Source organism: Gilliamella sp. X-57 (assembly GCF_057063565.1).
Map to the genome: position 1 here is coordinate 45,734 of NZ_JBXSQI010000002.1, position 25,180 is coordinate 70,913.

Genomic DNA, 25,180 nt, shown 5'->3' on the forward strand with positions numbered 1-25,180 from the left:
GTTTTTTATCTTTTTAATCACTAATGATTTGCTGATTATGCTACATTGCCATTAAAGTACATATTACTCTTTCGGCTTACCCATTCATTTGAAGGCTGGCTGTTTTCGTGAATTTTTGCTGAATAAGATAGTGATCACTCTGTTTTCTCAAATAGCTACTGTGAAGTTTCAATTAATGACCAAACGGTATAGATTCCTGAATATTTTTTACAAAAAATATAACCTAAAAAGTGAACCGTTGTGTAAATACTTCATAGTGAATACACGATTCACGTACCAAATTATGCTATCAGTTTTCGTGTTTTATATGCAATGGGAGTCATGCAATTTAATGTCTCATGAGGCCTTTCGGTGCTATAAATGGTTGGACGACTGAACATAAAATGTTTAGACAAATCGGTAACGGTTATTTTTTTTATGATATAAACGCTATATTTATTGTCTGTGATAGGGCGTTAGTTTTGTTTTTTTATGTATATTCATTGCTGTCGTTTCTCAAATTACTGTAAACAACGCGAGTAATTCCTACACTTAATAAAAATGGATATATTGGGTTGTCACTTACAGACAGATAGATCCTAAATGATGCAGCTTCCGTAATATTTGCTTTAAATAAAGAACAAACATTTCAATTAATTAAATCTTTTTATAAAACCTAATCAAAGTTACGCCTAACAAATTTTTCCAAAAAATACCCCAAAAAACTAGCCAAACTTTTTTTAAACGGTTATACTTTCATCAATTTAAAAAATAGCTTATTTAACAAGCAGGTAAACAAGCAAAATATAAATAAAACAACAATTTACTTGACAGGTGAACCATAATGCATTATCATTTTAGACACCAGACACCAGACACCAGCACTGGCAAACCTATGTCTTAAATTCCCAGAATAGCCCTATTAGACGAATTTTTACTCTCATCTCGTTGGTATCCTTGAAGTTATCCCCAAAAGTTCCGGTGATGTTGGTACTGTTCTTGTTATTGTCGTTTTCATGGTATTCACAGGCATTGGTTGGCAAAAAAGGTAATCGTAGCGATGCAATCATATTATCGCCATCACCATTTATCAACTTCGTTAGACCAGATCTGGTTTGGGGCACAGAAGATTATTACGCAGGTCCCGTTGACATATGGAATCCAAAAAAAGGATTTTTTGTGAAATCAATCAATCCCTCATCATATGCGCTTAATTTTCCGACCACGGGTGCTAATGGATTATATTTTGATTTAGACATAGAGGGCATTGATGCAAGTCAGTTGACTTGGGAACCTGTTACGCATGAGGGTATAACTGCTACAGTAGAATGGAAGATAGGAATACGGGATGAGTGGTTTGATGGTCCAGAAGATGTGACGCGAGTTACTCTAACAGGTCCTAAGCTGAATGATTCTTTGCTAGCAGAGAGTCCATCATACCTAGGTCTAGTTTATAAGCCAAATTTACCGCAGACATTCGAATTAGTGGGTAAAGATAGCGAGGGTAATGGAGTTGTAACATATGGATTTGTATTACAGAAATGGTTCGTTCTCCGCGATGCAGATGACAGATGGCCTGGTGTTCCATCACACGCAGAATGGTGTGATGGTTTAGGCTATCGACTTCCGAAAGCAAAAGACCTCACCAATGCCATCTGTCTTGATTACGATCAAAACCCAGACAATGATTTATGTAGAGGTGTTGTGGGCGCTACGCCGTCATCAAGTGGTAATCATTATCAGCGTCGAATTGGGGCAGGATTTTTCACAGAGTGGGGCAAAATGTATTATTACTACGGGGCAAGATTCGGTAACGATGGCTACTCGGTAAGTGATCCTTCAACAGATAACAAAACGTACTTTGCTGTGACCTCGTTTGACGGTGAAGTGTTGCGTACCCCTTTGAATGTTGGTTATGAGGGGCTTTGCGTCACGCCTTAGCTTTTGTTTTTAGTTCTTGATTTTTTGGGCTTCGGGTGGGATTATGGTGCGAATTAAGGATAATTTAGCAAAGAACAAAGCCCTTGCGTTAGGCGGGGCGATGAGGCTAGCTATGCGCTTTTGCTACTAGATAGTAAAAGCGCTTATTCCAGAAAAATAAATCCCACCGCAATAATAAACAGAAATAGCCTGTAATTTATTGATTTTATTAAAAAAATAACAAGAAAACCTAAATAAAATCAATTTTCTACCTGAAAGAATTCGAAAAGATTCTAAGGCTTCTTTTCGCCCGCTTAGTTTAGCCGATTAAGTTAATTTACATAGAGCATTTAGCTAGCAGCCAAATTCGCTTTGGCTGCACGTTAATGAATTACATTATTGAAGTTCAATATAGAAATTTGTTTAAATAATCCGTAGTTCTTTTAAAGATAATTTAATAAATGCATAAAAAATAGGTGCAAAAATTAAACCAATAACGCCAAAAAGAGTCTCTAAAAATAGCATCGCAATTAATAATTCACAGATACCAGCGTGAATTTTTGTTCCTACTATTTTAGCGTTAAGTACATATTCCATTTTATGAATTAAAATTAAATAAACAATAATTACCATTGCAACGGTGAATGATACTGTAAATGCAACAAAAAAGATTAAGACATTGACAATTAAATTGCCAATAATTGGAATAAGGCCAAAAATAAATGTTGCTAGTACTAAACTTTTGCTAAACGGTAAATGAATACCAAACACAGGCAAAATAATAAATAACAAAATGGCGGTCATGATAGTGTTAAACAATGCAATCACAACTTGAGACATCGCTACATATTGGAATACTACCACTAATCGATTTAAACTGGTTTTTAGGGCTTTAGTTAATGCTCTTTGTTTAATTTGATTATCACTGCTACTGCGTTGATTTTCTTTATAACCTAAGATTAATCCAATAATCATTCCCACAATTAATATAACTAAATCATGGAATACTTTTTTGATGATAGATTGTAGATAAAAGACATGATCTTTAAGATAAACCATTATAGTTGATTCAATTTCATCAATATCATCAGGTAAATAATGGGTCACGCTTGACGGCAGACTGTTTACTACATTATTTACTACTAATTTCATATTTGTTAATGTTTCGGTAGGGTGCTTCGCCATATCAACAAACCAAGCAAATAAATACCAAAAACCACCAATAAAAATACTCATAATCAGTGTTGTGAGTACTAGTACCGAAACTAATTTTGATTGATGGCTAAAACGTATCATTTTTCGTGATAAAAATTCATCTAATTTTTGCGTTAATGTATAGGTTAATAAACCGGCAATCACAGCTGGCATTAAATGAACTTGCATTAAAATAATAAAAAAAACGGAAAACAGCGTGAGGCAAAATAGGCCTAATTTTTGATTATTACTTAGTGGCATAAAGAAAATTTTCCTTTAATAAAAAATTTATTTAATTAAAACACGATACGTGGTAACGGTAAAAATTGACAGAATTATAGCAGATAGTTCATTGTTTGTCCTTTTTTGTTACTAATTAAACATGAAGTGTTCATAATTTAGTTAAGACTTTTTAACAGGTTAAAAAAGACTCTTATACAACCTAGGCAGAACGCTAACAACTAACAAACCAGCAAACTCAAGAATAGCGAGCCTTAATAATTGTCATCTAATCAACCAAAAATATGCCATAAAAGTTATTGATTTAATTAAAATTTTATTGTTTTTTGTTCAAAAAACACTATCAAAACTATTCCCAAAAATACACCAACAAAAGCTTAACCTTACCTATTTAATAAAAATTTATAAAATTTTAGCAAAAAAAAGTAGCACATTATTAATCAATAGTTTATGATTCAAACGCCATTTAAAGCAATGGAATGTTCGCTAATTGAGCAGATAATTTTAAAAAATTAAATAAAGACATAAATTTACTTAACGGTGCAATCGGAATGCGTTATCATAACTATCATAGCTGGTATAAGGTCTGCCAAACCTACGCCTTAAATTTTTTTCATTTTGGTCATAGTCAAAATCAGACTCATTTCTTATTTTTATCACCAAAGCTCTTGAAGTTGTCTAAATTACCTAAATTTTCGTTGTTGTTATTGTCGTATTCGGAGGGTTCGCAGGCATTAACAGCGCATACATCAAAGATAATTGAGGGTAGTGCGCCGTATTTAACGTTTGATGAGGGGCTGACAAAGGCGACTTCAACGGATAGTTTATTGTATATTAAGTTACGGGATGGTGAAGTTATTACGCCGTCGACAAATATATCACATGAGATGTATCCAATAAGTTTGCCTTATGCGGGAAATACTTTGGGTGATATAGATATGTTAATTCCATCATCAGTCAGTTCAGTGAGTTTAAATGATTTAGTGAAAAAATATAATTATTGGCGGGATGATGATGGAGATGGGCAGAGTACAAATGGAGTAACAGCTACTGGGAGTATATCGGTGAGTTTTACTGATAGGGATGGTAATACAGTAAGTCGTAGCGATACATTAGATGCTTGTAAGGCTCCTTATAAGGTAACATTAAGTGGTACCGGAGGAAGTTTAACTACCCAGTATGGCTTACCGAATAGCAGTACTTTCAGTGGAAATACTGTGACGTATTATATCAATCCAAATATACAACAGGCTAGAGTTTGTCACGTAAGGCCGAATTTGCTATTAGGTGGCACTACTGGCATCGTTGGTTTTGATTTTCCTTTCTTCGCAGGCCCATCTAGTATATGGAATTCTGAAAGGGGCTTTTTAACTCAATCTACAAATCCATCCTCTTACGGTCTTAATTTTCCTACAACTGGTGCTGATGGTTTGTATTTTGATTTATTAATTGGTGGAATAACAAGCACTTGGGGCTTTAAGTGGTCTTCTGTTTCTCATGGTGGTATAACGGCTACAGTGAGTCCGATAAATATTCGTTCAGACTCACACGAAGACCCTCATTGGGGAACCATTAAACACGATAAGTGGATTGTATATACTAACTCTAACGCTTTTCGAGTAACGTTAAGAGGGCCTAGGGCGGATAGTAGTCAAATTAATTCAAGTAGTCCTAGCCCTTTAACTGTACCATCTTTGCCGCAGACCTTTGAGTTGGTGGGTAGGGATCGTCAAGGTAATGAGCTGAGGTATGGATTTGTGTTGAGGCAGTGGTTCGTCAATCGGGGTAATAAACAGGATACTCAGCCTAATCAATCATCTTGGTGTAGAAATTTGGGTTATCGATTGTCACAAGTGAAGGATTTAGTTAATGCGAAGTGTGGTGTGGATAATGATTATTTCCCATGTATAAATGGCATAGATGGCGCCACGCCGTCCTCAGGAACTTTATTTTACCAGCGTCACATAGGTGCAGGTTTTTTTTCAGAGTGGGGTAGCACCCCCTATTACGCCGATGCAGACTTCTTCTTTAACTTCTATTGGACGAGAGATGCATCAGGTGATAGTGGCTTAGCTGTCTTCGAGGGCAAGGGCAGCGTAAGCCACGGCGACGTGGCCCATCCTGGTGGTTATGCTGTTTGCACCACACCTTAGCTTTTATTTCTTAGTCCTTAATCTTTGGGTTACGGGGGCGGTTATGGTACAAATAAAGGATAATCTATCAAAGAATAAAGCCCTCGCGTAAGTTGGGGCATTTTCCCTTAGGGCTGCGCTGTTGCTGCGAAGCCACAATCGCACCTCCCTCCACCGCCAACGCTAAAAGCGCGGCTGGCAATCCTAGTGATTACGCTGTGGTGGTTTAAATTTGTAGTCTATTTATAGTAAGGCAAAGTTTCGGACGTTTTGACCTTAGGTGAACAAAATAGCCACAGTGACCACGTCCGAGCAAAGGGAATTAAAGCGAATTCCCTTTGCAATCCCACGCTTTGGCTACAGAATGTGGCCTACGGCTGCCCTCCGCAATTACTCGTATCATCCTGATACTCGCCTCTTAGAGGCCATCTTCGCTTTGCTAAGATGTTCAAATTTGTTCCAGACAAATTTGTCAGACGCAGCACAAACTCGCCAAACATCCTTGTTTGGCGTGCTAACCTCACTCTGTTGTCGGCACATTCCGACGCCGGAACAAGACAAATAACATAATCTTAGGTGTTTTTTGTGAGTTGTTTTTGTGTTAAAAAGCAATGAAATTGCATCCAAAAAGTGGTCAGGAAAGGTATTGATTTATTGAAGTTTTTATTTTGTGTTTTCAAAGAAAATCAAACGCTTACACAACCTAAGCAAAGCACCTGCATGCAGCAAATCAACAAAACCACGAATAGTGCCTTAATAACAGCAATTTAACCGCTCCAAACCCTTTTTTTACGATAATTTAAAATTAAATAAAATCAACATATTAAAAAACAGCTCAAAAAAAGGGTTTTCAAAGATGAAATTGTTGTTTATCTTTATATAGCAAGATTTATCAAATCTTGAGCTCTACCTTAACGCCGTGCAGGCGGTTTAGAAAAGTGCATAACTTGATTAAGTGAATCGATCGGACCTTAACGCCGTATAGGTGTTTAATTTAAATAAAATCAAACATATAATTATAAAACCACAATATCCCATCCCAAAAACAATGGTTATGTTGTTTGTCTTATTCCGGCGTCAGAATGTGCCGACAACAGAGCGAGGTTAGCACGCCAAACAGGGATGTTTGGCGAGTTTGTGGTGCGCTTGGAGCGCGTCCACAAACGGTGCGTTAAGACCGAGCGCCGGCGTCGGGCAGCCGTAGGCCACATTCTGCAGCCTTGCGAGGGGTTTTTAGGGGATTTCGCAAAAAATCCCCTAAATCGGACGTGGTCGCAGTAGCTATTTTATTCATCCAAGGCCAAAACGTCCGAAACCACCACACCCAACCCATCCTATTCAGCAACCCAAAAAGGCCTGATTTTCCGCTCAAAAATAGGTCAATAAAGGTATTGATTTTATTAAAGTTTTAATTTAACAACCTTTACTCAAAAACAAAAAAAAGGCTGCAAAGCAGCCTCTTTCCAGTAAAATAATACCACCAATACTATTTAATTACATAAAAGTTCACATCACGAGTATTTCTGAGAGCATCAACAAATTGCCTCAATTCTTTTCTATAAGTTTTCTCAGGATCGTTTTCTTCTGTACATTTGTCTTCTGAACCATAGCTTTTAGCCATTGCATCATTTGATGCCAAATTGTCGTATGGTTTTGTAAAATCACTACCTTTTAATGTCATAAGGTGATTCCAATCATTTAACAGACTTTCCATATATTGGCGACCTTCTTCGCATTTTATGCTATTTAAGTCAATCTTAGGAATAACATATTGGCTTATCTCACTGAACTTTTTAGGTTGGTAAGGGAAACTAATGTCGCCTTGCTCATCTTCTTTTAATAACTCAATAAAGTCACTTTCACGATATAATTTTCTTAATCGTTCTTGATAAGATTGGTTTTTCTTTAATCCTAGTTCTTGAGTTATTTCTTTTGGGAAAGGCTGATCATAAGAATAATCCCAATGATATTGGCTTTTTTCAATAAATACATCATTGATTAATTTTGCTGGCATCTCTATTTCTTGCTCTTTACCATCAATAATGGCTGGAATGTTATTGATTTCTCTGTTTTCTCTTAAGATCTTTTCGTATTGTTCATTATTCATCTCAGACGTTGAATAGATGACAGTGTATAAGTAGTAGTTGCTTTGTGTTGGGTTAATCAGACCTGATTCTCCAAATTGAGCCGGTTTTACGACAAAATTGAAGTTGTCATTATTATACGATAAGGTATGTTTGCCATATTCAAATGTATAATTAACACCTGATTTAGCTGGAATAGTTAATTCATTGCCATCAATTGTGACTTTTATTTCGTTAGCGGTAGGGTTATCAATCCAACGGTCGATAGAACTAGGTTCAGAACAGCCAACAAGGATTAAACTGCAAACTAACAATAAAGAATATTTTATTTTTTTCATCATAATATTTTGTTATAAATATAAAAAGGAAGTAAATATTATCATGTTTGTGAAAAAAAATTAAATGTAATCAAATAAAATAGTGTTATAAATAGGCATATTACTTGGTTGTTTATTAAATATACGTTAGAAATAGAGAGATTTTTATGAAATTAATAGTCGATAATATGAGTTGTCAGCATTGTGTGAAAATGATAACAAAAGCGATTAATGATATTGACCCAAATGCAAAAGTGACCATTGATTTAACCAAACGAGAGGTTGAGATCGAAAATAGTTCTATTTCGCAAGAAGCTGCTATCACTGCTGTTAATGAGGCTGGTTATAAGTTTGTTAGGACTGCATACTGACTACCTCTATATTTGATGACACTAGGTTTTTTGGGGACTTCTTTGTTATGCTATCTTGTTGAAATTTCACTTTAAAACAGAAATAACAAAAAATTTGTTTAAGATATTGGCATATTTTTGGGAATGCTAGAATGCTTTTATCTGTTTATTAAAAAGCTATTGTTAGAAGGATATATTATGAAAGGTAAAATATTGAGTGTTACTGTGGCTATTATGACTTGGTTTGGTGCGGTTTTTTTTGTTAATGCTTATCAGATTGATTGCCCACAAAAAATCAAGGTTAAAGAAGAGGTTGAAAACATGCCTGATGGGTGGGAGGTTTCTGATGATATAAATAGTTTGACTGTATCATTTAGCAGCATGATTGTTTATCACGGTAAGCCTTCTAAAAAGGTGAGTTTAAAACCAGCAAAAGGAATGGTTGATGGTAAGAAACATGAGTTAATATGGGAAGTCGATTTTAAAGCAGATGTTGAACCTTATTATGTTGTTTGCTCTTATAATGTAAGCAGAATTGAGTTAATAAAAAAAATTGATTTATCAATGAAAAGTTGTTGGGCTGACTACTCTAAAAATGAACAAGGAAAAAAAGGGACACTTACCTGTAGCACAAGTGAAGCAAAGGACTTGTATTAGTTAAAATATGGGATTTGTTGTTATATGTAATAGCCGATAACTCAAATCCCACTAAAATTTTGAACCATAGTTTATTTTTTCAATACATTATTTTGATTTAAGTTTTAATGCTTTAGCGATACTTTTCATAGAATTATATAAAACGTCTTAAATCAAATTAATTCTAATCATTTACTTGTTACCACCATTGATAAAAATGATGTGTAGGACCAATGCTTTTGCCAATGGTTAAATTATCGGCATGGTTAATTACACCTTGCAAATAGCTTTTAGCTGCTTTATGGCTTCTTCTAGGTTGTAATATTTCGGTTATAATGCGCAATTGCGGTAGGGTGTGTGCAATCCGTTCCGTAGATATTTTGAGTTTGAATTGCGTATGGTCGTGATGAGTCTTATTTTATGGTATAGGGCTTTTTTGGCGACACCTTCGTTATGCCACATTATTGAAATTTCACCCCAAAACAGAAATAATAAAAAAATTGTTTAATTTAGTTAACATGGTGAAAATAGCTTAATTACTTATAACTAATTAATTATAATTTTTTTTTATTTAATATATTGGCATGATTTTTGAAATTTTAGAATGCTTTTATCTGTTTATTAAAAAGCTATTGTTAGAAGGATATATTATGAAAGGTAAAATATTGAGTGTTACTGTGGCTATTATGGCTTGGTTTGGTGCGGTTTTTTTTGTTAATGCTTATCAGATTGAGTGCCCACAAAAAATCAACGTTAAAGAAGAAGTTGAAAACATGCCTGATGGGTGGGAGGTTTCTGACGATATAAATAGTTTGACTGTATCGTTTAGCAGCATGATTGTTTATTACGATAATCCTTCTAGAATGGGGGCTTTAAAACCAGCAAAAGGAACGGTTGATGGTAAGAAACATGAGTTAATATGGGAAGTTAATCACTATACGGACGCTGAACCTTATTATGTTGTTTGCTCTTATAATGTAAGAAGAATTGAGTTAATAAAAAAAATTGATTTATCAATGAAAAGTTGTTGGGCTGACTATTCTAAAAATGAACAAGGAAAAAAAGGGACACTTACCTGTAGCACAAATGAAGCAAAGAATCTGCATTAGTTAAGGTATGGGATTGGTTGTTATATACAATAGGTGACAACTTAAATCCCATTTAGTTTGTTTATTGTGCGATTACCACCAACGGTAAAAATGGTGTGTTGGTCCAATCCCTTTCCCTATATTTAAATCGTTAGCATGACTAATTGCGCCATGTAGATAATTTTTGGCTTGGGCTATTGTCTCTGATAAGCTGTTTTTAGGTAATAATGCGGCAATCGCTGCGGATAATGTGCAGCCTGTACCGTGGGTGTTTTTTGTTTGAATGCGTGGAGCGGTTATTTTAACTGTGTTATTTTGAGTGATTAAATAATCAGGGCTTTCATTGCTGGGCAAATGTCCTCCTTTCATTAATACCGCTTTACAGCCTAACTTGAGTAATTCATGCCCTTGCTTTTGCATATCATCTTCGTTTTTTGCTTCGTCACAATCAAGTAGTGCAGCGGCTTCTGGTAGATTGGGAGTGATGATGGTCGCTAGGGGGAGTAAAAGTTCACGAATGGCTGTGATGGCGTCAGGTTTTAGTAGCGAATGTCCCCCTTTGGCGACCATGACGGTGTCTAAGACGATGATCGGGATTGGATTGGTTTTTAGCAGGTGGTGGACGGTTGTGACTATTTCTTTATTCATGAGCATTCCCATTTTTACGCTATCAATTTGAATATCTTGATAAAGCGTATTAAATTGGGCTTCAATAAATTCGGGCGAGATCGCTAATACCGCATCAACCCCTTGTGTGCTCTGTGCCGTTAGGGCCGTGATGACCGACATGCCATAGGCGCCAAGTACAGAAAAGGTTTTTAAATCGGCTTGAATACCTGCACCACCGCTAGGATCAGATCCTGCAATGGTCAATGCAATTGTTGTCATAATAGTATTTCCTATTTAACCTGCTTGATTTTATTAATAAGCGATAACGTTGCTTGTTGAATATCTTTTTTGCCACATATAGCCGAAATCACCGCAACACCGTCAATACCTGTTTGGATAACATTAGTTACATTGTTTTCATCAATGCCTCCAATAGCAACCGCAGGGCGCTGCTTTAGTACTACTAACTTGGTTAACTGTTCGATTCCCAGTGCTGCCGTTGCATCTTTTTTGGTTGTTGTTGGAAAGATAGGACCAATACCAATATAATCAACCAGTTGCCAAGGAGTAGTATCAAGTTGTTGGCGGTTAGATACTGAAAACCCTAACCATTTGTCTGTGCCAATAAGTTGGCGAGTGACATCAGCTGGCAAATCACTTTGTCCAATATGTACGCCATCGGCATTAACTGCTAAAGCAATATCCACATGATCATTTATAAATAGTGGGACAGGCGTATCACTTAGTGTTTCTTTCAATGCTAATGCTGCTTGATACCAATCTTTACCTGCCAGTTCTTTTTCTGATCTTAACTGTATAGCGGTTACGCCGTTTTTGACAGCAATTTTTGTTGTATTGACCATACCACTAATACCACCACAGAGTAGTGGATCGAGCACTAAATAAAGGGTTAAATCCAGTTGTTTTTTCATCTTCTATCCTTATTAAAGCGATGGGTTAAATAGTGAGAGTTGATCTAATAGAGATACTGCAAAGGTGCCTAATCCTTGCTGTTTATTGGCAAGTTCAGCGGCCTTTTTCATCATAAAACATGCCGAGGCGGTAGCAGATAAAATGTCAGGCGAATTGGCTATAAAGGCTGCTACCATGGCGGATAACGAACATCCTGTTCCAGTCACTTTTGTTAACGCTATATCACCACCTATTATGCTATAGATGATGTTGCCATCGGTGATGTAATCGATATCTCCTGTCATTGCAACGATAGTTTGATATTTTTGCGCAAGCTCTTGGGCAGCGGTTAAAGCTGATTGGGTTGAGTCTTGACCGTCAGGTCCTTTTGCCGATGAGTTTTGACCGTTTAGCGCTAATATTTCTGAGGCATTACCACGAATTACCGTTGGTTTTAACGACAATAATTGATATGCAAATTCAGTACGATAATTAAGCGCAGGTCCTACAGCGACAGGATCGAGTACCCATGGGGTTTGTGTTTGCTGAGCTTTAGCTGCTGCTAATAACATACTTGTGGCTATGCTGCTGTGAATGGTGCCAATATTAATCAGTAAACTATCGGCAATGGTAACAAATGCCGCAACTTCTTGCTCGGCAATAACCATTGCCGGTGATGCACCAATAGCAAGTAGTACATTGGCGGTGAAATTTTGGACTACATCATTGGTTATGCAATGCACGAGTGGGCGTTGTTGTTTAATGTGATGGATAAAAGCAGTTGCTTGGTTGGTTTTGAATGACTTGACTGCTGGCATATTTCTCCCCTCCTTATATTTTATATATGTTGGGAAGAATTGACCAATTTAGTGAATTTATGGCTTAGACTTCCCTACGCTGGCATAATCCAGATCAGGTTCAACGGGTAAAATCTCAGTTTTTTGTTGAAACAAAAAACACCCCGAGTCGAAATTTATTTAATTATTATGGACTGATGATCTATTTTTAACAAGTTATTGTAATAATTTTTCAATGTCCGTAATTGCCTTTCTATCTGGCAAAAATATGATTAGATGATCATTGTCTTCTATCATTAAATCGGTATTAACGATAATGACATCTTCACCGCGCACTACAGCTCCAATGGTTGCACCAGAAGGCAGTTTTAAGCCATTAATATTTTTGCCAACGAGTTTTGATGTTTCACTACGACCAGTGGCAACAATTTCGACAATTTCGGATTCACCTTGTCTTAATGATACGACTTTAACAACGCCTGTTTGTCTTACATGACTTAACAGCTCTGAAATCGTAGCGTGCTGTGGGGAAATTGCAATATCAATCACACTATCATTAATCAGTTCAAGATAGGCTTGGCGTTGAATCAATACAATCACTTTTTTAGCTCCCATCCTTTTAGCAAGCATGGAGGACATGATATTGGATTCATCATCATTGGTAACAGCAATAAACAGATCAGTAAGTTCGACTTGTTCTTGTGAAAGTAATTCTTGATCTGATGATTCACCATGTAATACTGTTGTATTAACGAGTTGCTCAGCGATTAATTCGGCTCGCTCAGCATTTCGCTCAATTAATTTGACGTGATAGTCATTTTCTAAACGTTTTGCTAAAGCGACAGCCACGCCACCACCACCACTAATAATGATACGTTTATAGGGCTTTTCTAACCGTTGTAACTCACTGGTCACCGCTTTGATATTGACGGGTGGGGTTATAAAGTAGACCATATCACCGGCTTCAATAAGGGTGGAACCAAGCGGGCGGATAAAGCGATTTTTACGATAAATTGCCACGACACGAGCTTCAACATGTGGTAAATGCTCTTTAAGTCCAGATAATTCACTGCCAACTAACGCACCGCCATAATAGGCAGTCACAGCCACTAAACAGACACGATTATGATAAAAAGACGCAAATTGTAGCGAACCAGGATATTGTACTAATTGACTAATATGATTAGTGATAAGGTTTTCTGGGGCAATGATATGATCGATATTAATACAATCTTTATTGAACAGCGGGTAATTTTCGTCATTGTATTCAGGCGCTCGAATGCGTGCGACCTTTTGTGGGATTTTAAACATAACATGACCAATTTGGCAGGCCATCATATTGACTTCGTCAGAATTCGTTACAGCGACAAGCATATCCGCTGATTCAGCACCGGCATTTTCTAATACTTGAGGATAGGATGATTTCCCACAAATCACCTGTAAATCGAAACGTTCTTGTAGAGATTGTAATTTGTCATGGTTTTCATCAACCACAGTAACATCGTTTTGTTTTTCGGTAACGAGATATTCAGCAAGCGCACTACCTGTTTGTCCGGCACCAAGAATAATAATCTTCATAACTAACCTGTATAGTTAAATGGCTTTAATTGTTGCCAATTTATTTAGTCTATTAAAGCCATTGCATACTGTTTTATTTTTAGTAATAATCAATTATTGATTTGGCAATTATACAAAACCGATTGCATCATAGACTTTTTTCAAAGTTGGTTCGGCCTTTGAACGTGCTTTTTCGGCACCTTCTTGCATGATTGAAAACAGATAACTTTCGTCATCCCGGTACTGATGATACTTGGCTTGTAAAGTAGTTAGCATATCGATGACTTGCGTTGCAACTTCGGTTTTGAGATGGCCATACATTTTGCCTTCAAATTCTTTTTCAAGCTCGGCAATCGGTTTACCTGTCACGCCAGTTAAAATATCAAGTAGGTTTGAAACACCAGCTTTATTTTTTATGTCGTAACGTACCACTGGCGGTTCGTCAGAATCGGTCATCGCACGTTTGATTTTTTTCTCAATATCTTTAGGATTTTCGAGTAATCCAATCACATTATTGCGGTTTTCATCTGATTTAGACATTTTTTTAGTTGGCTCTTGCAGTGACATAACGCGGGCGCCCACTTTGGCAATAAATGGCTCAGGAACAGTAAATATATCGCCATAAAGTGCATTAAAGCGCATAGCAATATCACGCGATAATTCAAGATGTTGTTTTTGATCGTCGCCAACAGGTACTAAGTTGGCTTGATAAAGCAAAATATCGGCAGCCATCAGCACTGGATAATCAAACAAACCGGCATTAATGTTTTCAGAATGACGAGACGATTTATCTTTAAATTGAGTCATACGACTGAGCTCACCAAAATAGGTGTAACAATTTAATGCCCAGCCTAATTCGGTATGTGCTGGGACGTGTGATTGTACAAAAATAGTGCTCTTTTGGGGATCAATGCCGCAAGCTAAATAAAGCGCTAATGTATCTAATGTGGCTTTGCGTAGTTTGTCGGGATCTTGGCGTACAGTGATCGCATGTTGATTGACGATACAATAAACGCAATCATATTCACCTTGCAGAGCCACCCAATTTTTTAACGCACCTAAATAGTTGCCAAGTGTTAATTCTCCTGAAGGCTGAGCGCCACTAAATACAATCGGTTTACTCATAATTTGTTCCTAATTTATGCTAATTATTTTTTTGCATCAGCTTTTGGCTGAGGTAATAATGTTAATATGTCTTTAAAATCATCTAATAAAAAATCAGGGTTGCTGGTTGCGATCGAAATACCATAGTTATAGCCATAGCTTAAGGCGATGGTTGGACAGTTAGCATTTTGAGCGGCGGTAATATCATTTTTAGAATCGCCAACAAAAAGTAACTGATCACTAAACAATCCAAATGTAGCCATTACTTGATACAACGGCGCTGGGTGTGGTTTTAATTTAATCACATCACCACCACCAAGTACTAACGAAAAGTACTCTTTTATACCTAAGGAAGTCAGCAAGGCCGGTAAAAATTGAGCAGGTTTATTGGTCACTAATGCCAGCGGATAATGATTATCATGAAGCACTTTTAGGGTTTCTTTAACATTGGGAAACAGTTTCGTTTCTGCATCAATAACTTTATCATAATGCTGGTTAAATAGATTTTTAGCTTTTGCAAGTAGCTCAGTTGATGGATCAACTTGAATTGCTTGAAATACTCGCTCGAGCATGATATCAATACCATTACCGACAAAATTTTTGACTTGTTCATTGCTAATTGTCGGTAGATTCAGCTCTGCCAACATATTTTGTGTAGCCAGTGCCAGCCCCGGCACACTATCAACCAATGTACCATCTAAATCAAATGCGATTGCTTGAATATCTTTTAGTTTATTCATGTATAACTCCTGCTAACTCTTTACGCATGGCATCAATGACGGTTTTATAATCAGGCTGGCTAAATATGGCGGAGCCTGCAACAAACATATCGGCACCTGCTTTGGCTATTTCCGCAATATTTTCAACTTTTACGCCACCATCAACTTCTAAACGAATATCGCGCCCAGATTCAATAATACGCTGTTTGGTTTGTTGTAATTTCTTAATTGTGGAAGGTATAAACGATTGTCCTCCAAAACCTGGATTAACACTCATTAATAAAATAATATCAATTTTATCAATAATATAATCTAAACAATCAAGCGGTGTGGCAGGGTTAAGCACAATACCTGCCGTGCAGCCGTGATCTTTAATTAATTGTAAAGAGCGATCCAAATGAATAGTCGCTTCTGGGTGGATAGAGATATTGGTTGCGCCAGCTTTGGCAAAAGCGGTGATGAGTTCTTCAACCGGTGATACCATTAAATGGACGTCAATAGGTGCGGTAATGCCATAGTCTCGCAGTGCTTTACAAAACATAGCTCCCATGGTTAGATTTGGTACAAAATGGTTATCCATGACATCAAAATGGATAACATCAGCACCAGCATCAAGCACTTTTTGAGTGTCCTCACCAAGACGAGCAAAATCAGCTGATAATATTGATGGGGCAATAATAAATTTTTTCATAACCTACCTCTAATAACTCACCTTATATTCAAGCCTGATTATGACTTTTTATATAATGCTAAGATCTCGTCGATTTTTTTACGACCTTCACCTGCACAGCTAATTGAACGTCGCATTTCTGCTTGATAAAGATGACTAGCTTTACTATAAAGGCTCATTGTGTAATCAGTATAATGATTAGACACTAATACCGGTATATCTTTTTTATATGCCATGGTTTCAGCCAATTGTGACAAGTTTTTATGTTCTTCAAATCCAAAAATATTTGAATAATAAGCAGTAAAACCCGCTGATTCATTTGGAGATACATAGGGCGGATCACAATAAATGACCGAATTTTTTTTCGCTTTCTTCATCACCTCGTGATAAGGTGCGCAAATAAACTGTGCTTTTTGCGCTTTTTCCGCAAAAAAATAGAGTTCTTTTTCAGGAAAATAAACGGTCTTGTAACGCCCAAATGGTACGTTAAATAGTCCTTTGTTGTTATAACGACATAAGCCGTTATAACCATGCCGATTTAGATAGACAAATAATAGTGATCTAAAATACTGGTCTTGGCTGCGATTAAATACTTCTCGAAGCTGATAAAACGCTTCAGGTTGATTATTTTGAGCGACAAATAGCAATTTCAAGTCATGGATAAATTGATCAGGACTTGATTTTAGCAATTTGTATAATGAAATTAAATCATGATTAATATCCGCTAAAATATAACTTTTGTAGTTGGTATTCAAAAATACGGAACCAGCGCCGACAAAAGGTTCAATCAGTTGATCACCTTCTGGCAGATATTGTTTAATTGTTTCCACTAGCTCATATTTTCCTCCAGCCCATTTTAAAAAGGCTCGGTGCTTCTTCAACGGATGCTCCTATTTGTCGTTGATCGGATAAATAAACGATATTCTTTGCTATTTTGATGCTTTTTCTTTATTAATCGTTGCACCCGATTTAACCCATGGTTTGTCTTTTTGTAGTGCACTTGGTAAAGCCTTGATTGCTTTATGTGCTTCATCTACTGATGAATAGTTGCCTTTGATTAAAATAAACCATGAACCATCTTTATGTTTAGTTTCATAAATATGGTAATCCGTTATATTGTTTTGTTTAACGAATTTTTTTAAACCTTCAACTGATTTAGATGCACTAAGCTGAATGACATAACGATCATTTTTTATCTTAATGTTTTTTCCTAAATCACTATTTTCATCTTTACGACTAGCTGAGTTTTTATTATGGCTATTTTTTTTTGTATTGGTTGATTGTGTAATATTTGTATTACTAGACTTATTAGTATTAGCTCTGCTATTTAATATTGTCGCAGAATGACCATTTACTCTATAACCCCTATTTTGATTATTTGCTGATGAAGTTAGGCTATCATTTGTCTCATCATCGGATTCAAGTGGCTGTTGCATATTCGCTTGATTTAATGCATTGTCTGAAAGCACTTCCTCTATCGAATCAGCAATTCTAGTTTGATTTTCACTAATCCCAACATTATTGGTTTCTTCTGTTGAAGTGACACCATTAACCTCTGGTGGCGTTAATGGTGTTGCTTCTTTTTTACGAGCAGAATGAAAGATAATCAAGCTAAGCAATAAAAGCATCACAATTGCTAAACAAAAAATAATTAATTTTTTCTTTGGAAAATCTTTAAAAAGGTTTGGCAATTTTAATGAAAGCGTAGAGTCCTTACTAGGTTGTTCTGATATATAACGGTCATCTTTATCTACACGCATACTTACTCCTTAACCTATCAAAAGATTTATTGCTTTATGATTAGCCATTATCCCTAAAATAAATGACTTAAATCTGCTCTATTTTATCAATAATATAACTTGCAACACCTTTAGCACTTTGTTCATCGGTTTTAATTGTAATATCGGCAATTTCTTCGTAAAGTGGTTCGCGCTCACCGGCAAGCTCTTCGTAAAGCTCTCGAGGTGTGTTACCACCTTGTAATAAAGGTCGACGTTTATCTTTTTGTGTTCTTGCCATTTGTTTTTCAATGGTTGTTTCAAGATAGACAACAATTCCTCGAGCGGATAATCGATTGCGTGTCTCTTTAGATAAGACAGAACCTCCGCCAGTTGCAAGAACGACACCCTGTTTTTCAGTCAATTCATTAATGACTTTTTCTTCTCTGGCACGGAATCCGTCTTCCCCTTCTAGGTCAAAAATCCATGCAATATCGGCGCCGGTACGTTTTTCAATCTCTTGATCCGAGTCAAAAAAATCCATACCTAGTTGTTGTGCAATTTGTCGGCCTATTGTGCTTTTTCCTGCCCCCATAGGGCCAATTAGAAAGATATTTCGCTTTTCTGCCATTGTAGTTTCATCATCTATTAATTTTGGTTAAAATATACAACACAATATCAATTTGATGTGATTCAAAAAACCAAACCAGAATTCAATTGTGTAACTTTTCTTTGATCTCCGTCTAACGACAAAAATTTAGGACGGTAATTATCTCAATAGATAGCACCTTTTGGCAATAGGTATTTATCAATAGTTTTAGCTAATACCAGCTTGATGCAAATCATGGATGTTTAACGCGCCTACTAATTCACCTTCACTGTTAACCACTGGAGCGGCGGTAATATTATGATCATTAAATGATTTTAACGCTTCAACCGCTTTCCATTTTTCAGGGATGCGATGCCCTGGGCTGGTCATAACGTCCATAATGCTATCTTGTAATGTACCATTTTTTAATAATAATCGGCGTAGATCGCCATCGGTAAATACACCCGTTATTTTATTATTATCCTGACAGATTGCAACTAAACCTACACCTGTTCGACTTAATTCTAGCATGGCATCTAACACCGTTGCCGTTTGTGAAACTTTAGGAATTTGATCGCCAGTTCGCATTACATCCCTCACATGATTGAGTAATTTGGCACCTAAGCTACCAGCAGGGTGAGAGCGTGCAAAATCTTCTTCTTTAAAGCCTCGTGCGCGCATGACAGCAATTGCTAGCGCATCGCCCATTAATAACGTGTTGGTTGAACTTGATGTTGGTGCAAGCCCCATTGGACATGCTTCTTTTTCAATTGAAATATCAAGAATGGCTTGGGCTGATTTAGCCAGCGGTGAATCTAATCCTCCAGTAATAGCAATAACGGGTACTTTCATTTCGGCAAGAATAGGTAAAATTAAATTAAATTCCTTGGCTCGGCCTGAGTAAGAAATTAAAACAGCTACATCGTTTGGTGTTACCATTCCTAAATCGCCATGCAAGGCTTCTGATGGATGCATAAAAAATGCTGGACTGCCTGTACTGGCTAATGAAGCCGCAATTTTTTTACCTATATGCCCAGACTTGCCAATACCTGAAACCACAACTTTACCTTTGGTGCTTAAAATAAGCTGACATGCGTTAACAAAATCGTTGCCTAGTCGATCTGGTAATTTTTGTGCTTCGTGTATCTCTAATTCAAGAAGCTCTCGACCATATTGTAATAATTTATCCATTTCAATTAGCCTATTGAATAAAAAAGTGAACGGTTAATCTATAATCGGTAAATAAAGGCAAAATGATTATAAAGCTAAATTAGTATCAGTTTAACAATTAACGGGGGAATATTCAAAGAAGAAAGCCTATTTGTAAAAAACTTTCAGGAAAGTATGCTTTTTAGTATGAATATCTATCCCTCCCTTAAACTTTAATCATTTAAACTCCCAAAATAACTTTAATTCCCAAGATAATTAAAATGATCCCAAGTAATTTATCAATTATAAATTGAATTCTAAAATAACGCCGTTGCACGCTTTGCGTTTGAAAAATAAACACCACAAAAGGCCACCAAAAAACGGCTTCAATCCCAATAATCATTGCAACGATAAGCTTATCCATCGTTGAGGATTCGGCATCAAGTACTTGAGTAAAAATAGCTAGAAAAAATAAGGTTGCTTTAGGATTAAGTAAATTACATAAAAATCCTTGTATAAAGGCTGATTTAGCCGAAATTGACGGTTTGTTTTGTTGCTTACCTATATAGGTCGTATTTGGTTTTGAGGTAATTAATGCCTTTATACCAAGCCATATTAGATAAGCAGCACCTGCATAACGTAAAGCATTATAAAGTAGCGGTGTGGTAGTGATGAGTACTGCAATGCCTGCAACACAGTAGCTCATATGAACTAAAATGGCTGTGATGACACCTAAACAGGTGAGTAAAGCCAATTTACGGTTATAACTCAAACTATTTTTTAGTATTAAAAAGAAATCAGGTCCAGGTGAAATCATTCCTAAAAAGCTGATTGTGGTGACTAAAATGAATGTATCAGACGTCATTTTGTTTGCCTATTTGAACACTTGGGCTGAATTATTGATTGTTGCAATGGTGGATTTATTTTGTTCAATAAACTGTTTTTTATCAAAATTAGGCTCGGTTAAATAGTCTGTCAAAAATTTGGCGTTACTTTCAACTTGTGCGCCGTTTAAAATTAAACGCGGCAAATCTATTTGATAAATGGTTTGATCAGACGTTTTTTGTAGATCTTGTGTGCGTGCATTTGTTAATAAATAAAGTTTGCGCTCTTTTTTTGAAAGACGATTGATTGTTGGTGTGCCAGAACCCATCATTAAATGATCTGGAAAAATGTAAAATACCGTGTTTTCCAATAATCCTTTATCTTTTAATTGTTGGATAAAAAGTCCTAAGTTATGATCTAACGAAGCTGCAACAAACGACATATTATCCGTCTTTGGTGAAATAACCGATCGCATTCGTTCATCAGCAAAACCATTTGGTGCATGGGTTGAAACAGTTGAAACAAACAAAGCAAAGGGTTTATTTGTTTGGCGCATGTCGCTAATTTGTTTTTGTGCAACATCGAAAATATCTTTGTCATACAACCCAAAAGGTGCCGGTGGATATTGTCCAACATAGTTTTTTTCGGAAATAACTTGCATACCAAACAGCTCAGCAGTATGACCAATGCCAGCAAAATCAGGGCTTGCCATGACATAACGGGTTTGATATCCCGCTTGTTTAAGCACATCCCCCAAACTGACTAAGTTTGTTTTATCTGCACGCATTAATGGTGATGTGGTATAGCCGCCAATTAAAAAAGGCATACCGGTCATATAAGTGTACATTGATGCGGTAGTCCAAGTGCTACCAGGGCTCATTGGCATATTAGCGAAAAAGGTATAATTTTGACGTAGTTGTCGTAAATTTGGCGTTATATCTTCAACATCAAAAAAGCCTTGTTCAAACGATTCCAAAGATAGCACAATAATATTTTTACCCTGATGGCTAACAAGCTGATTTTTGTTGGTATAGTTAGTCATGTTGAGCGATTGTAACGCTTGTTCAAATGGCTTACGAGGTGCGCTCGTGACTTGATAGATTTCGTATAAACGGCTGAATGGGCCATTGTGATAACTAATTGATGCTATTGCTAAAAAGCTTAATAACAAGCGGACTGCTAAATGACATTTGCGTTTGCACAAATCAGCGAGTTTTGTTAGCAAAAATATAAGGGTAAAAAAGACAACAATAACCAATACAGCTTGCAATTTAAAAATAAATAGCCCTTCGATGATGTCATTAATGTTTAAATTTACATAAAACTGATAATCAATAAAGCCACCACTAAAGTAGATAGAAGTGAGCTCCATTACAATAAAAACCGTCAGCAAAGTTATGGTTAAAAGTTGCCAATTTTTCTGTTTAAAAAGCGAGGCAAAAACAATTGTAATAATAAAAAGGGGTAAAATAATTAATGTCGATAATGGCATACGATCTGTTACTCAATTTATTCAAAAATCAATTTTGCCAAAGTATATACTTAATACACAAAAAATAAAAATATCGGCTAATATGTAGAAAAACACCGAGTTGTTTACGCTGCATGATTAAAATAATTTGCTAAAACTGCATAAGGCATTTTACCAAAAATCGCTTTATGCGTTTTTATTTAATTATGATTATTAATAAATAACTTAAGTTTTAATTTCCTATCTTTTGAACCGCTAAATATTTGCGGATAATGCCATATAACTATTAAGGGAAGTATTACGCTTTCTGCTTTTCCCCAGTTGTGTGAGTGAGTTTTTCATTTATATAAGAATTATCCCTTATTTTATTGGTGCAAAATTAGAGTAATTTTTGTAAAAAATATTCAGGATTCTATACCGTTTCATTGTAAAATTATTTTAAATTTAACTAGTTATAGATTTTAATCGATAAAGCATCAGGTTGCTTAAATGACTTGTTTAGCAAAGGTGTTTAGCCGCTATCAGTTACTGGTTTAAATAACATAACTAATTAATATTAAACAATATTTATTTAACAATTTTTTAAAACAGGTTAAATTTTACATTAAAACAGGGTATACTTTAAGGCAGCAATTCACTACCTAATTTAATGGCACTTGACTATATCCAATCACTCTTTTATCTAATCAAACGCCCAAATCAAACTAGCTTAAGTGAGGCAAAAAGTCTGCTTGAAAAAGCTAAAATAAGTCACCGACAAGATGCCTATCCTGTCATATGTCTGGTGGTGAAATGCGCCGTATTGCGATATTGTGAGCACTAATTTGTAGACCTCAAATAATTATTGCCGATGAGCCAACCAGTGATCTTGATGAAGAGAGTGCAACCGAGATTATGCAATTACTTACTCAAATTCATCAACAAGGTACAGCGTTATTGATTGTTGCTCATGATCATGATATTGCTGGTTATAGTCAAAAATTGATGAAAATATCAGCCGGACAGTTTGTTGATTGAGTTAGTAATTTATTAATTCAATTTATCCTATATTAACAGCGGATTGCAACCCATTTCGATCATAATTTTATTGAGTTTTAGTAATGGCAAGCCAACCAATGAATTAATATCATCGCCTTCTAGTTTATCAAACAGAGTAATGCCCAGTTCGTCACATTTAAAACTGCCTGCGCATTGTAGTGGCATCTCTTTAGCAATATAAGCATCAATTTCCGCATCGTTTAATGAACGAAAGGTCACTTTAAATGGTTCGCAAATGCTTGTTGATTGCATTGATTGCGTATTAATAACGGTCATTCCCGTATAAAAATAAAAGGCTTTACCACTGCTGTTTTTGAGTTGTGTGCGTGCGTTTTCAACAGTATGTGGTTTGCAAACGATTTGATTATCTAAGACACCAACTTGATCCGATCCGATAATTAAGCTATTCGGGTAGTCTGTCACTAATGATTGTGCTTTAAGTTTTGCTAGCCGAACCACCAATTGCTGAGCTGATTCGCCGACTAGCGGTGTTTCATCGCATATAGGTGGCACACAATCGAAAGGGATAGCTAATTTTTCAAGTATCTTTTTACGTGATGGTGAAGTCGAGGCTAATATGATTCTCATTTTAATTATCTCTTAAAATCCAAGCTGAAGGATGCGCATTAAAACCGATATGGGCATAATAATCAACTGCCTGTGGTGCAGCTAGTAGAGTAATTGAACATGATTTGTCAGTATTGTTTTTCACTTCTTTAATTAATTGCTTTCCGATGCCTTGTCGTTGATAATTTTCATCCACCGCGAGATCTGCCAAATAAGTGATATAAACAAAATCCGTTAAACAACGCGCAATGCCAATCAATTTATCATCATGCCAAGCAGTTACCACCAAATTAGCATTATCTAACATAGCTTGAAAGCGTACGGTATCGGTAAGTGGACGACGCTTGCCTAATGAACAATGACAATAAAGGGTGGTGGCTTGTTCGAGTGTCGGTTTGACATCAGAACGATAAATAATGCAATTCATGTTGATCTCCATCATAAAACGAATAAAAATAATTAAGGATTACATTTAAAATTAGTATCATACTAGCTAGGTAAAACCTATTCTAGTTTCGCTGAATATATAATCTAATCTATAACAAAGCAAGGAGGGGGTTATGTACAAAAAAATTTTAGTTCCTATCGATGTGCTTGAAGATGAATTAACTAAAAAAGTCATTCCACATGTAGAGTGCTTAGCCAGATTGTCTAATGCTGAAGTCATCTTTTTTCATGCCTTGCCTGTTTCATCGGCTATTATCAATGCTTATTCTTTTGGATTTGATGAATTTAAAGATCATGCAACAGTACAAACAGAACAATACCTCCATCAATTAATGGATTCGATTAATTTGCCGCATGAACATTTATCTTTTTCTATCGCATTTGGTCATCCAAGGGATGAAATCCTTGCATTAGCTGACGAAATCAAACCAGACTTAATTATTTTAGGATCACGCCGTCCTAATATTTCAACGCATCTTTTAGGATCGAATGCTGCTGGGGTGGTTCGTGGTGCTCAAACTTCGGTATTGGTGGTCAGATAGATTTTAGCTTATATGTTGAGTATGATTTTGGTTGTTATTTGCTGTTGTAATCTAAATTATTTTTAATCAGTATAGCTAGGCAAACGGGGGGAATGTACAGTAAAAATGACCCCCGTGAAAATGATTAAGTTTTTAATTTTTAGTCAATTAACGTTTAATGTTTAAAAAAAATAATCAACCAATTCACTTTATAAGGCGCTTATATCACTGCAAAAGAATTTCAATATGCTTTGAATTTTCAGGTGGTGAGTCGGTTATTAACGACGTTTGATGTTAATAGATAATTGAAAAAATAAATTAAATAAAAATATTAACTAAATTTTTGTGTGACTTTGGGTTGATATTTTATTAAGTTAGTATAAAACTCTGATATTTTTTAGTATTCAAAACCGAACTACAATAAAAAACACTAAAGCAGCCACGATGTTGATCCTTTTCTTTGATATAAATTAAAAAATTTTATAAAAGCTACATTTACAAAACCATGGCAACTTATTTATACTTTCCATAGATTTGATGAACAAAA

The 25,180-nt window shown here is 35.9% G+C and carries 25 protein-coding genes and 1 riboswitch; of the genes, 7 read left to right on the forward strand and 18 right to left on the reverse strand.

The genetic code is table 11. The annotated features are described in order from the left end of the window. Nucleotides 1–936 precede the first annotated feature (936 nt). Nucleotides 937–1,920 carry a hypothetical protein gene (locus ACYIAL_RS01455; protein WP_483750780.1) on the forward strand — a complete coding sequence of 328 codons (984 nt, stop codon included), beginning with the start codon at nucleotides 937–939 and terminating at the stop codon, nucleotides 1,918–1,920. A 402-nt stretch (nucleotides 1,921–2,322) separates the two neighbouring features. Here the strand turns inward: ACYIAL_RS01455 and ACYIAL_RS01460 are convergent, their stop codons facing one another. Then, on the reverse strand, nucleotides 2,323–3,354 hold the full coding sequence (locus ACYIAL_RS01460; RefSeq protein ID WP_483747938.1) for an AI-2E family transporter: 1,032 nt from the start codon (nucleotides 3,352–3,354) through the stop codon (nucleotides 2,323–2,325). Nucleotides 3,355–4,007: 653 nt separating this feature from the next. Between ACYIAL_RS01460 and ACYIAL_RS01465 the strand changes: the two genes are divergently transcribed. After that, the gene (locus tag ACYIAL_RS01465; RefSeq protein ID WP_483750781.1) at nucleotides 4,008–5,486 is read left to right on the forward strand and encodes a hypothetical protein; all 1,479 of its coding nucleotides are present in this window, start codon (nucleotides 4,008–4,010) and stop codon (nucleotides 5,484–5,486) included. Nucleotides 5,487–6,951: 1,465 nt separating this feature from the next. Here the strand turns inward: ACYIAL_RS01465 and ACYIAL_RS01470 are convergent. Then, entirely contained in the window at nucleotides 6,952–7,890 is a 939-nt protein-coding gene (locus tag ACYIAL_RS01470) for a hypothetical protein (RefSeq protein ID WP_483750782.1), read from the reverse strand. Nucleotides 7,891–8,033: 143 nt separating this feature from the next. Between ACYIAL_RS01470 and ACYIAL_RS01475 the strand changes: the two genes are divergently transcribed. Both ACYIAL_RS01475 and ACYIAL_RS01480 read left to right on the forward strand, forming a co-directional pair. Next, nucleotides 8,034–8,237, forward strand: coding sequence for a heavy-metal-associated domain-containing protein (locus ACYIAL_RS01475; protein WP_483750783.1), 204 nt, complete (start codon nucleotides 8,034–8,036; stop codon nucleotides 8,235–8,237). Between the two features lie 177 nt (nucleotides 8,238–8,414). Beyond that, a complete protein-coding gene (locus tag ACYIAL_RS01480) occupies nucleotides 8,415–8,873 on the forward strand; it encodes an STY0301 family protein (protein ID WP_483750784.1) in 459 nt (152 codons plus the stop codon). A 178-nt stretch (nucleotides 8,874–9,051) separates the two neighbouring features. On the opposite strand, the gene ACYIAL_RS01485 is transcribed toward ACYIAL_RS01480, so the two are convergent. Further along, on the reverse strand, nucleotides 9,052–9,195 hold the full coding sequence (locus ACYIAL_RS01485) for a hypothetical protein (protein WP_483750785.1): 144 nt from the start codon (nucleotides 9,193–9,195) through the stop codon (nucleotides 9,052–9,054). A 307-nt stretch (nucleotides 9,196–9,502) separates the two neighbouring features. Between ACYIAL_RS01485 and ACYIAL_RS01490 the strand changes: the two genes are divergently transcribed. After that, nucleotides 9,503–9,961 (forward strand): STY0301 family protein, encoded by a 459-nt coding sequence (locus ACYIAL_RS01490; protein ID WP_483750786.1) that lies wholly within the window; start codon nucleotides 9,503–9,505, stop codon nucleotides 9,959–9,961. 72 nt (nucleotides 9,962–10,033) lie between these two features. Here ACYIAL_RS01490 and thiD read toward each other — a convergent pair whose 3' ends face one another. The 13 genes from thiD to ACYIAL_RS01555 all read right to left on the reverse strand — a co-directional run bounded on the left by thiD (nucleotide 10,034) and on the right by ACYIAL_RS01555 (nucleotide 22,081). Continuing rightward, nucleotides 10,034–10,828: a bifunctional hydroxymethylpyrimidine kinase/phosphomethylpyrimidine kinase gene (gene thiD, locus ACYIAL_RS01495; protein WP_483747934.1), complete on the reverse strand. Its 795-nt coding sequence runs from the start codon at nucleotides 10,826–10,828 to the stop codon at nucleotides 10,034–10,036. An 11-nt stretch (nucleotides 10,829–10,839) separates the two neighbouring features. After that, nucleotides 10,840–11,481, reverse strand: a complete 642-nt coding sequence (gene thiE / locus ACYIAL_RS01500; protein WP_483747933.1) for a thiamine phosphate synthase — start codon at nucleotides 11,479–11,481, stop codon at nucleotides 10,840–10,842. A 12-nt stretch (nucleotides 11,482–11,493) separates the two neighbouring features. Continuing rightward, nucleotides 11,494–12,279 carry a hydroxyethylthiazole kinase gene (gene thiM / locus ACYIAL_RS01505; RefSeq protein ID WP_483747932.1) on the reverse strand — a complete coding sequence of 262 codons (786 nt, stop codon included), beginning with the start codon at nucleotides 12,277–12,279 and terminating at the stop codon, nucleotides 11,494–11,496. 54 nt (nucleotides 12,280–12,333) lie between these two features. Then, nucleotides 12,334–12,435: riboswitch (TPP riboswitch) on the reverse strand. Nucleotides 12,436–12,474: 39 nt separating this feature from the next. Beyond that, nucleotides 12,475–13,836, reverse strand: coding sequence for a Trk system potassium transporter TrkA (gene trkA, locus ACYIAL_RS01510; RefSeq protein ID WP_483747931.1), 1,362 nt, complete (start codon nucleotides 13,834–13,836; stop codon nucleotides 12,475–12,477). 108 nt (nucleotides 13,837–13,944) lie between these two features. Beyond that, complete coding sequence (gene trpS, locus ACYIAL_RS01515; RefSeq protein WP_174797609.1) at nucleotides 13,945–14,940, reverse strand: tryptophan--tRNA ligase; 996 nt, start codon at nucleotides 14,938–14,940, stop codon at nucleotides 13,945–13,947. A gap of 23 nt (nucleotides 14,941–14,963) precedes the next feature. After that, nucleotides 14,964–15,659, reverse strand: a complete 696-nt coding sequence (locus ACYIAL_RS01520) for a phosphoglycolate phosphatase (protein WP_174797610.1) — start codon at nucleotides 15,657–15,659, stop codon at nucleotides 14,964–14,966. Next, on the reverse strand, nucleotides 15,652–16,329 hold the full coding sequence (rpe, locus tag ACYIAL_RS01525; RefSeq protein ID WP_174797611.1) for a ribulose-phosphate 3-epimerase: 678 nt from the start codon (nucleotides 16,327–16,329) through the stop codon (nucleotides 15,652–15,654). Before rpe ends, ACYIAL_RS01520 begins: the two co-directional genes overlap by 8 nt. Nucleotides 16,330–16,367: 38 nt before the next feature. Next, nucleotides 16,368–17,189, reverse strand: a complete 822-nt coding sequence (locus tag ACYIAL_RS01530) for a Dam family site-specific DNA-(adenine-N6)-methyltransferase (RefSeq protein WP_174797612.1) — start codon at nucleotides 17,187–17,189, stop codon at nucleotides 16,368–16,370. A 48-nt stretch (nucleotides 17,190–17,237) separates the two neighbouring features. Then, nucleotides 17,238–18,068, reverse strand: coding sequence for an SPOR domain-containing protein (locus ACYIAL_RS01535; RefSeq protein ID WP_174797613.1), 831 nt, complete (start codon nucleotides 18,066–18,068; stop codon nucleotides 17,238–17,240). A gap of 67 nt (nucleotides 18,069–18,135) precedes the next feature. Continuing rightward, nucleotides 18,136–18,657, reverse strand: a complete 522-nt coding sequence (aroK, locus tag ACYIAL_RS01540; RefSeq protein ID WP_065638066.1) for a shikimate kinase AroK — start codon at nucleotides 18,655–18,657, stop codon at nucleotides 18,136–18,138. A gap of 186 nt (nucleotides 18,658–18,843) precedes the next feature. Further along, nucleotides 18,844–19,806 (reverse strand): arabinose-5-phosphate isomerase GutQ, encoded by a 963-nt coding sequence (gutQ, locus tag ACYIAL_RS01545; RefSeq protein ID WP_483750787.1) that lies wholly within the window; start codon nucleotides 19,804–19,806, stop codon nucleotides 18,844–18,846. A gap of 199 nt (nucleotides 19,807–20,005) precedes the next feature. Next, nucleotides 20,006–20,629 (reverse strand): LysE family translocator, encoded by a 624-nt coding sequence (locus ACYIAL_RS01550; RefSeq protein ID WP_483750788.1) that lies wholly within the window; start codon nucleotides 20,627–20,629, stop codon nucleotides 20,006–20,008. Nucleotides 20,630–20,638: 9 nt separating this feature from the next. Continuing rightward, on the reverse strand, nucleotides 20,639–22,081 hold the full coding sequence (locus tag ACYIAL_RS01555) for an LTA synthase family protein (RefSeq protein ID WP_483750789.1): 1,443 nt from the start codon (nucleotides 22,079–22,081) through the stop codon (nucleotides 20,639–20,641). 873 nt (nucleotides 22,082–22,954) lie between these two features. Here ACYIAL_RS01555 and ACYIAL_RS01560 point away from each other — a divergent pair. Further along, complete coding sequence (locus ACYIAL_RS01560; protein WP_255458453.1) at nucleotides 22,955–23,077, forward strand: hypothetical protein; 123 nt, start codon at nucleotides 22,955–22,957, stop codon at nucleotides 23,075–23,077. A 27-nt stretch (nucleotides 23,078–23,104) separates the two neighbouring features. Here ACYIAL_RS01560 and ACYIAL_RS01565 read toward each other — a convergent pair whose 3' ends face one another. Together ACYIAL_RS01565 and ACYIAL_RS01570 are read right to left on the reverse strand one after the other, a co-directional pair. Beyond that, entirely contained in the window at nucleotides 23,105–23,686 is a 582-nt protein-coding gene (locus tag ACYIAL_RS01565; protein ID WP_174797617.1) for a Maf family protein, read from the reverse strand. Between the two features lies 1 nt (nucleotide 23,687). After that, a complete protein-coding gene (locus tag ACYIAL_RS01570; protein ID WP_174797618.1) occupies nucleotides 23,688–24,092 on the reverse strand; it encodes a GNAT family N-acetyltransferase in 405 nt (134 codons plus the stop codon). A 133-nt stretch (nucleotides 24,093–24,225) separates the two neighbouring features. Here ACYIAL_RS01570 and ACYIAL_RS01575 point away from each other — a divergent pair, with 133 nt between their 5' ends. Continuing rightward, entirely contained in the window at nucleotides 24,226–24,654 is a 429-nt protein-coding gene (locus ACYIAL_RS01575; RefSeq protein WP_174797619.1) for a universal stress protein, read from the forward strand. Nucleotides 24,655–25,180 lie beyond the last annotated feature (526 nt).

Coding starts and splice junctions, on each gene's coding strand:
- ACYIAL_RS01460 (WP_483747938.1), bottom strand. CDS start 3,354: ATGCCACTAAGTAATAATCAAAAATTAGGCCTATTTTGCCTCACGCTG.
- ACYIAL_RS01470 (WP_483750782.1), bottom strand. CDS start 7,890: ATGATGAAAAAAATAAAATATTCTTTATTGTTAGTTTGCAGTTTAATC.
- ACYIAL_RS01475 (WP_483750783.1), top strand. CDS start 8,034: ATGAAATTAATAGTCGATAATATGAGTTGTCAGCATTGTGTGAAAATG.
- ACYIAL_RS01480 (WP_483750784.1), top strand. CDS start 8,415: ATGAAAGGTAAAATATTGAGTGTTACTGTGGCTATTATGACTTGGTTT.
- ACYIAL_RS01490 (WP_483750786.1), top strand. CDS start 9,503: ATGAAAGGTAAAATATTGAGTGTTACTGTGGCTATTATGGCTTGGTTT.
- thiD (WP_483747934.1), bottom strand. CDS start 10,828: ATGACAACAATTGCATTGACCATTGCAGGATCTGATCCTAGCGGTGGT.
- thiE (WP_483747933.1), bottom strand. CDS start 11,481: ATGAAAAAACAACTGGATTTAACCCTTTATTTAGTGCTCGATCCACTA.
- thiM (WP_483747932.1), bottom strand. CDS start 12,279: ATGCCAGCAGTCAAGTCATTCAAAACCAACCAAGCAACTGCTTTTATC.
- trkA (WP_483747931.1), bottom strand. CDS start 13,836: ATGAAGATTATTATTCTTGGTGCCGGACAAACAGGTAGTGCGCTTGCT.
- trpS (WP_174797609.1), bottom strand. CDS start 14,940: ATGAGTAAACCGATTGTATTTAGTGGCGCTCAGCCTTCAGGAGAATTA.
- ACYIAL_RS01520 (WP_174797610.1), bottom strand. CDS start 15,659: ATGAATAAACTAAAAGATATTCAAGCAATCGCATTTGATTTAGATGGT.
- rpe (WP_174797611.1), bottom strand. CDS start 16,329: ATGAAAAAATTTATTATTGCCCCATCAATATTATCAGCTGATTTTGCT.
- ACYIAL_RS01535 (WP_174797613.1), bottom strand. CDS start 18,068: ATGCGTGTAGATAAAGATGACCGTTATATATCAGAACAACCTAGTAAG.
- aroK (WP_065638066.1), bottom strand. CDS start 18,657: ATGGCAGAAAAGCGAAATATCTTTCTAATTGGCCCTATGGGGGCAGGA.
- gutQ (WP_483750787.1), bottom strand. CDS start 19,806: ATGGATAAATTATTACAATATGGTCGAGAGCTTCTTGAATTAGAGATA.
- ACYIAL_RS01550 (WP_483750788.1), bottom strand. CDS start 20,629: ATGACGTCTGATACATTCATTTTAGTCACCACAATCAGCTTTTTAGGA.
- ACYIAL_RS01555 (WP_483750789.1), bottom strand. CDS start 22,081: ATGCCATTATCGACATTAATTATTTTACCCCTTTTTATTATTACAATT.
- ACYIAL_RS01560 (WP_255458453.1), top strand. CDS start 22,955: ATGCAATTACTTACTCAAATTCATCAACAAGGTACAGCGTTATTGATT.
- ACYIAL_RS01565 (WP_174797617.1), bottom strand. CDS start 23,686: ATGAGAATCATATTAGCCTCGACTTCACCATCACGTAAAAAGATACTT.
- ACYIAL_RS01570 (WP_174797618.1), bottom strand. CDS start 24,092: ATGAATTGCATTATTTATCGTTCTGATGTCAAACCGACACTCGAACAA.
- ACYIAL_RS01575 (WP_174797619.1), top strand. CDS start 24,226: ATGTACAAAAAAATTTTAGTTCCTATCGATGTGCTTGAAGATGAATTA.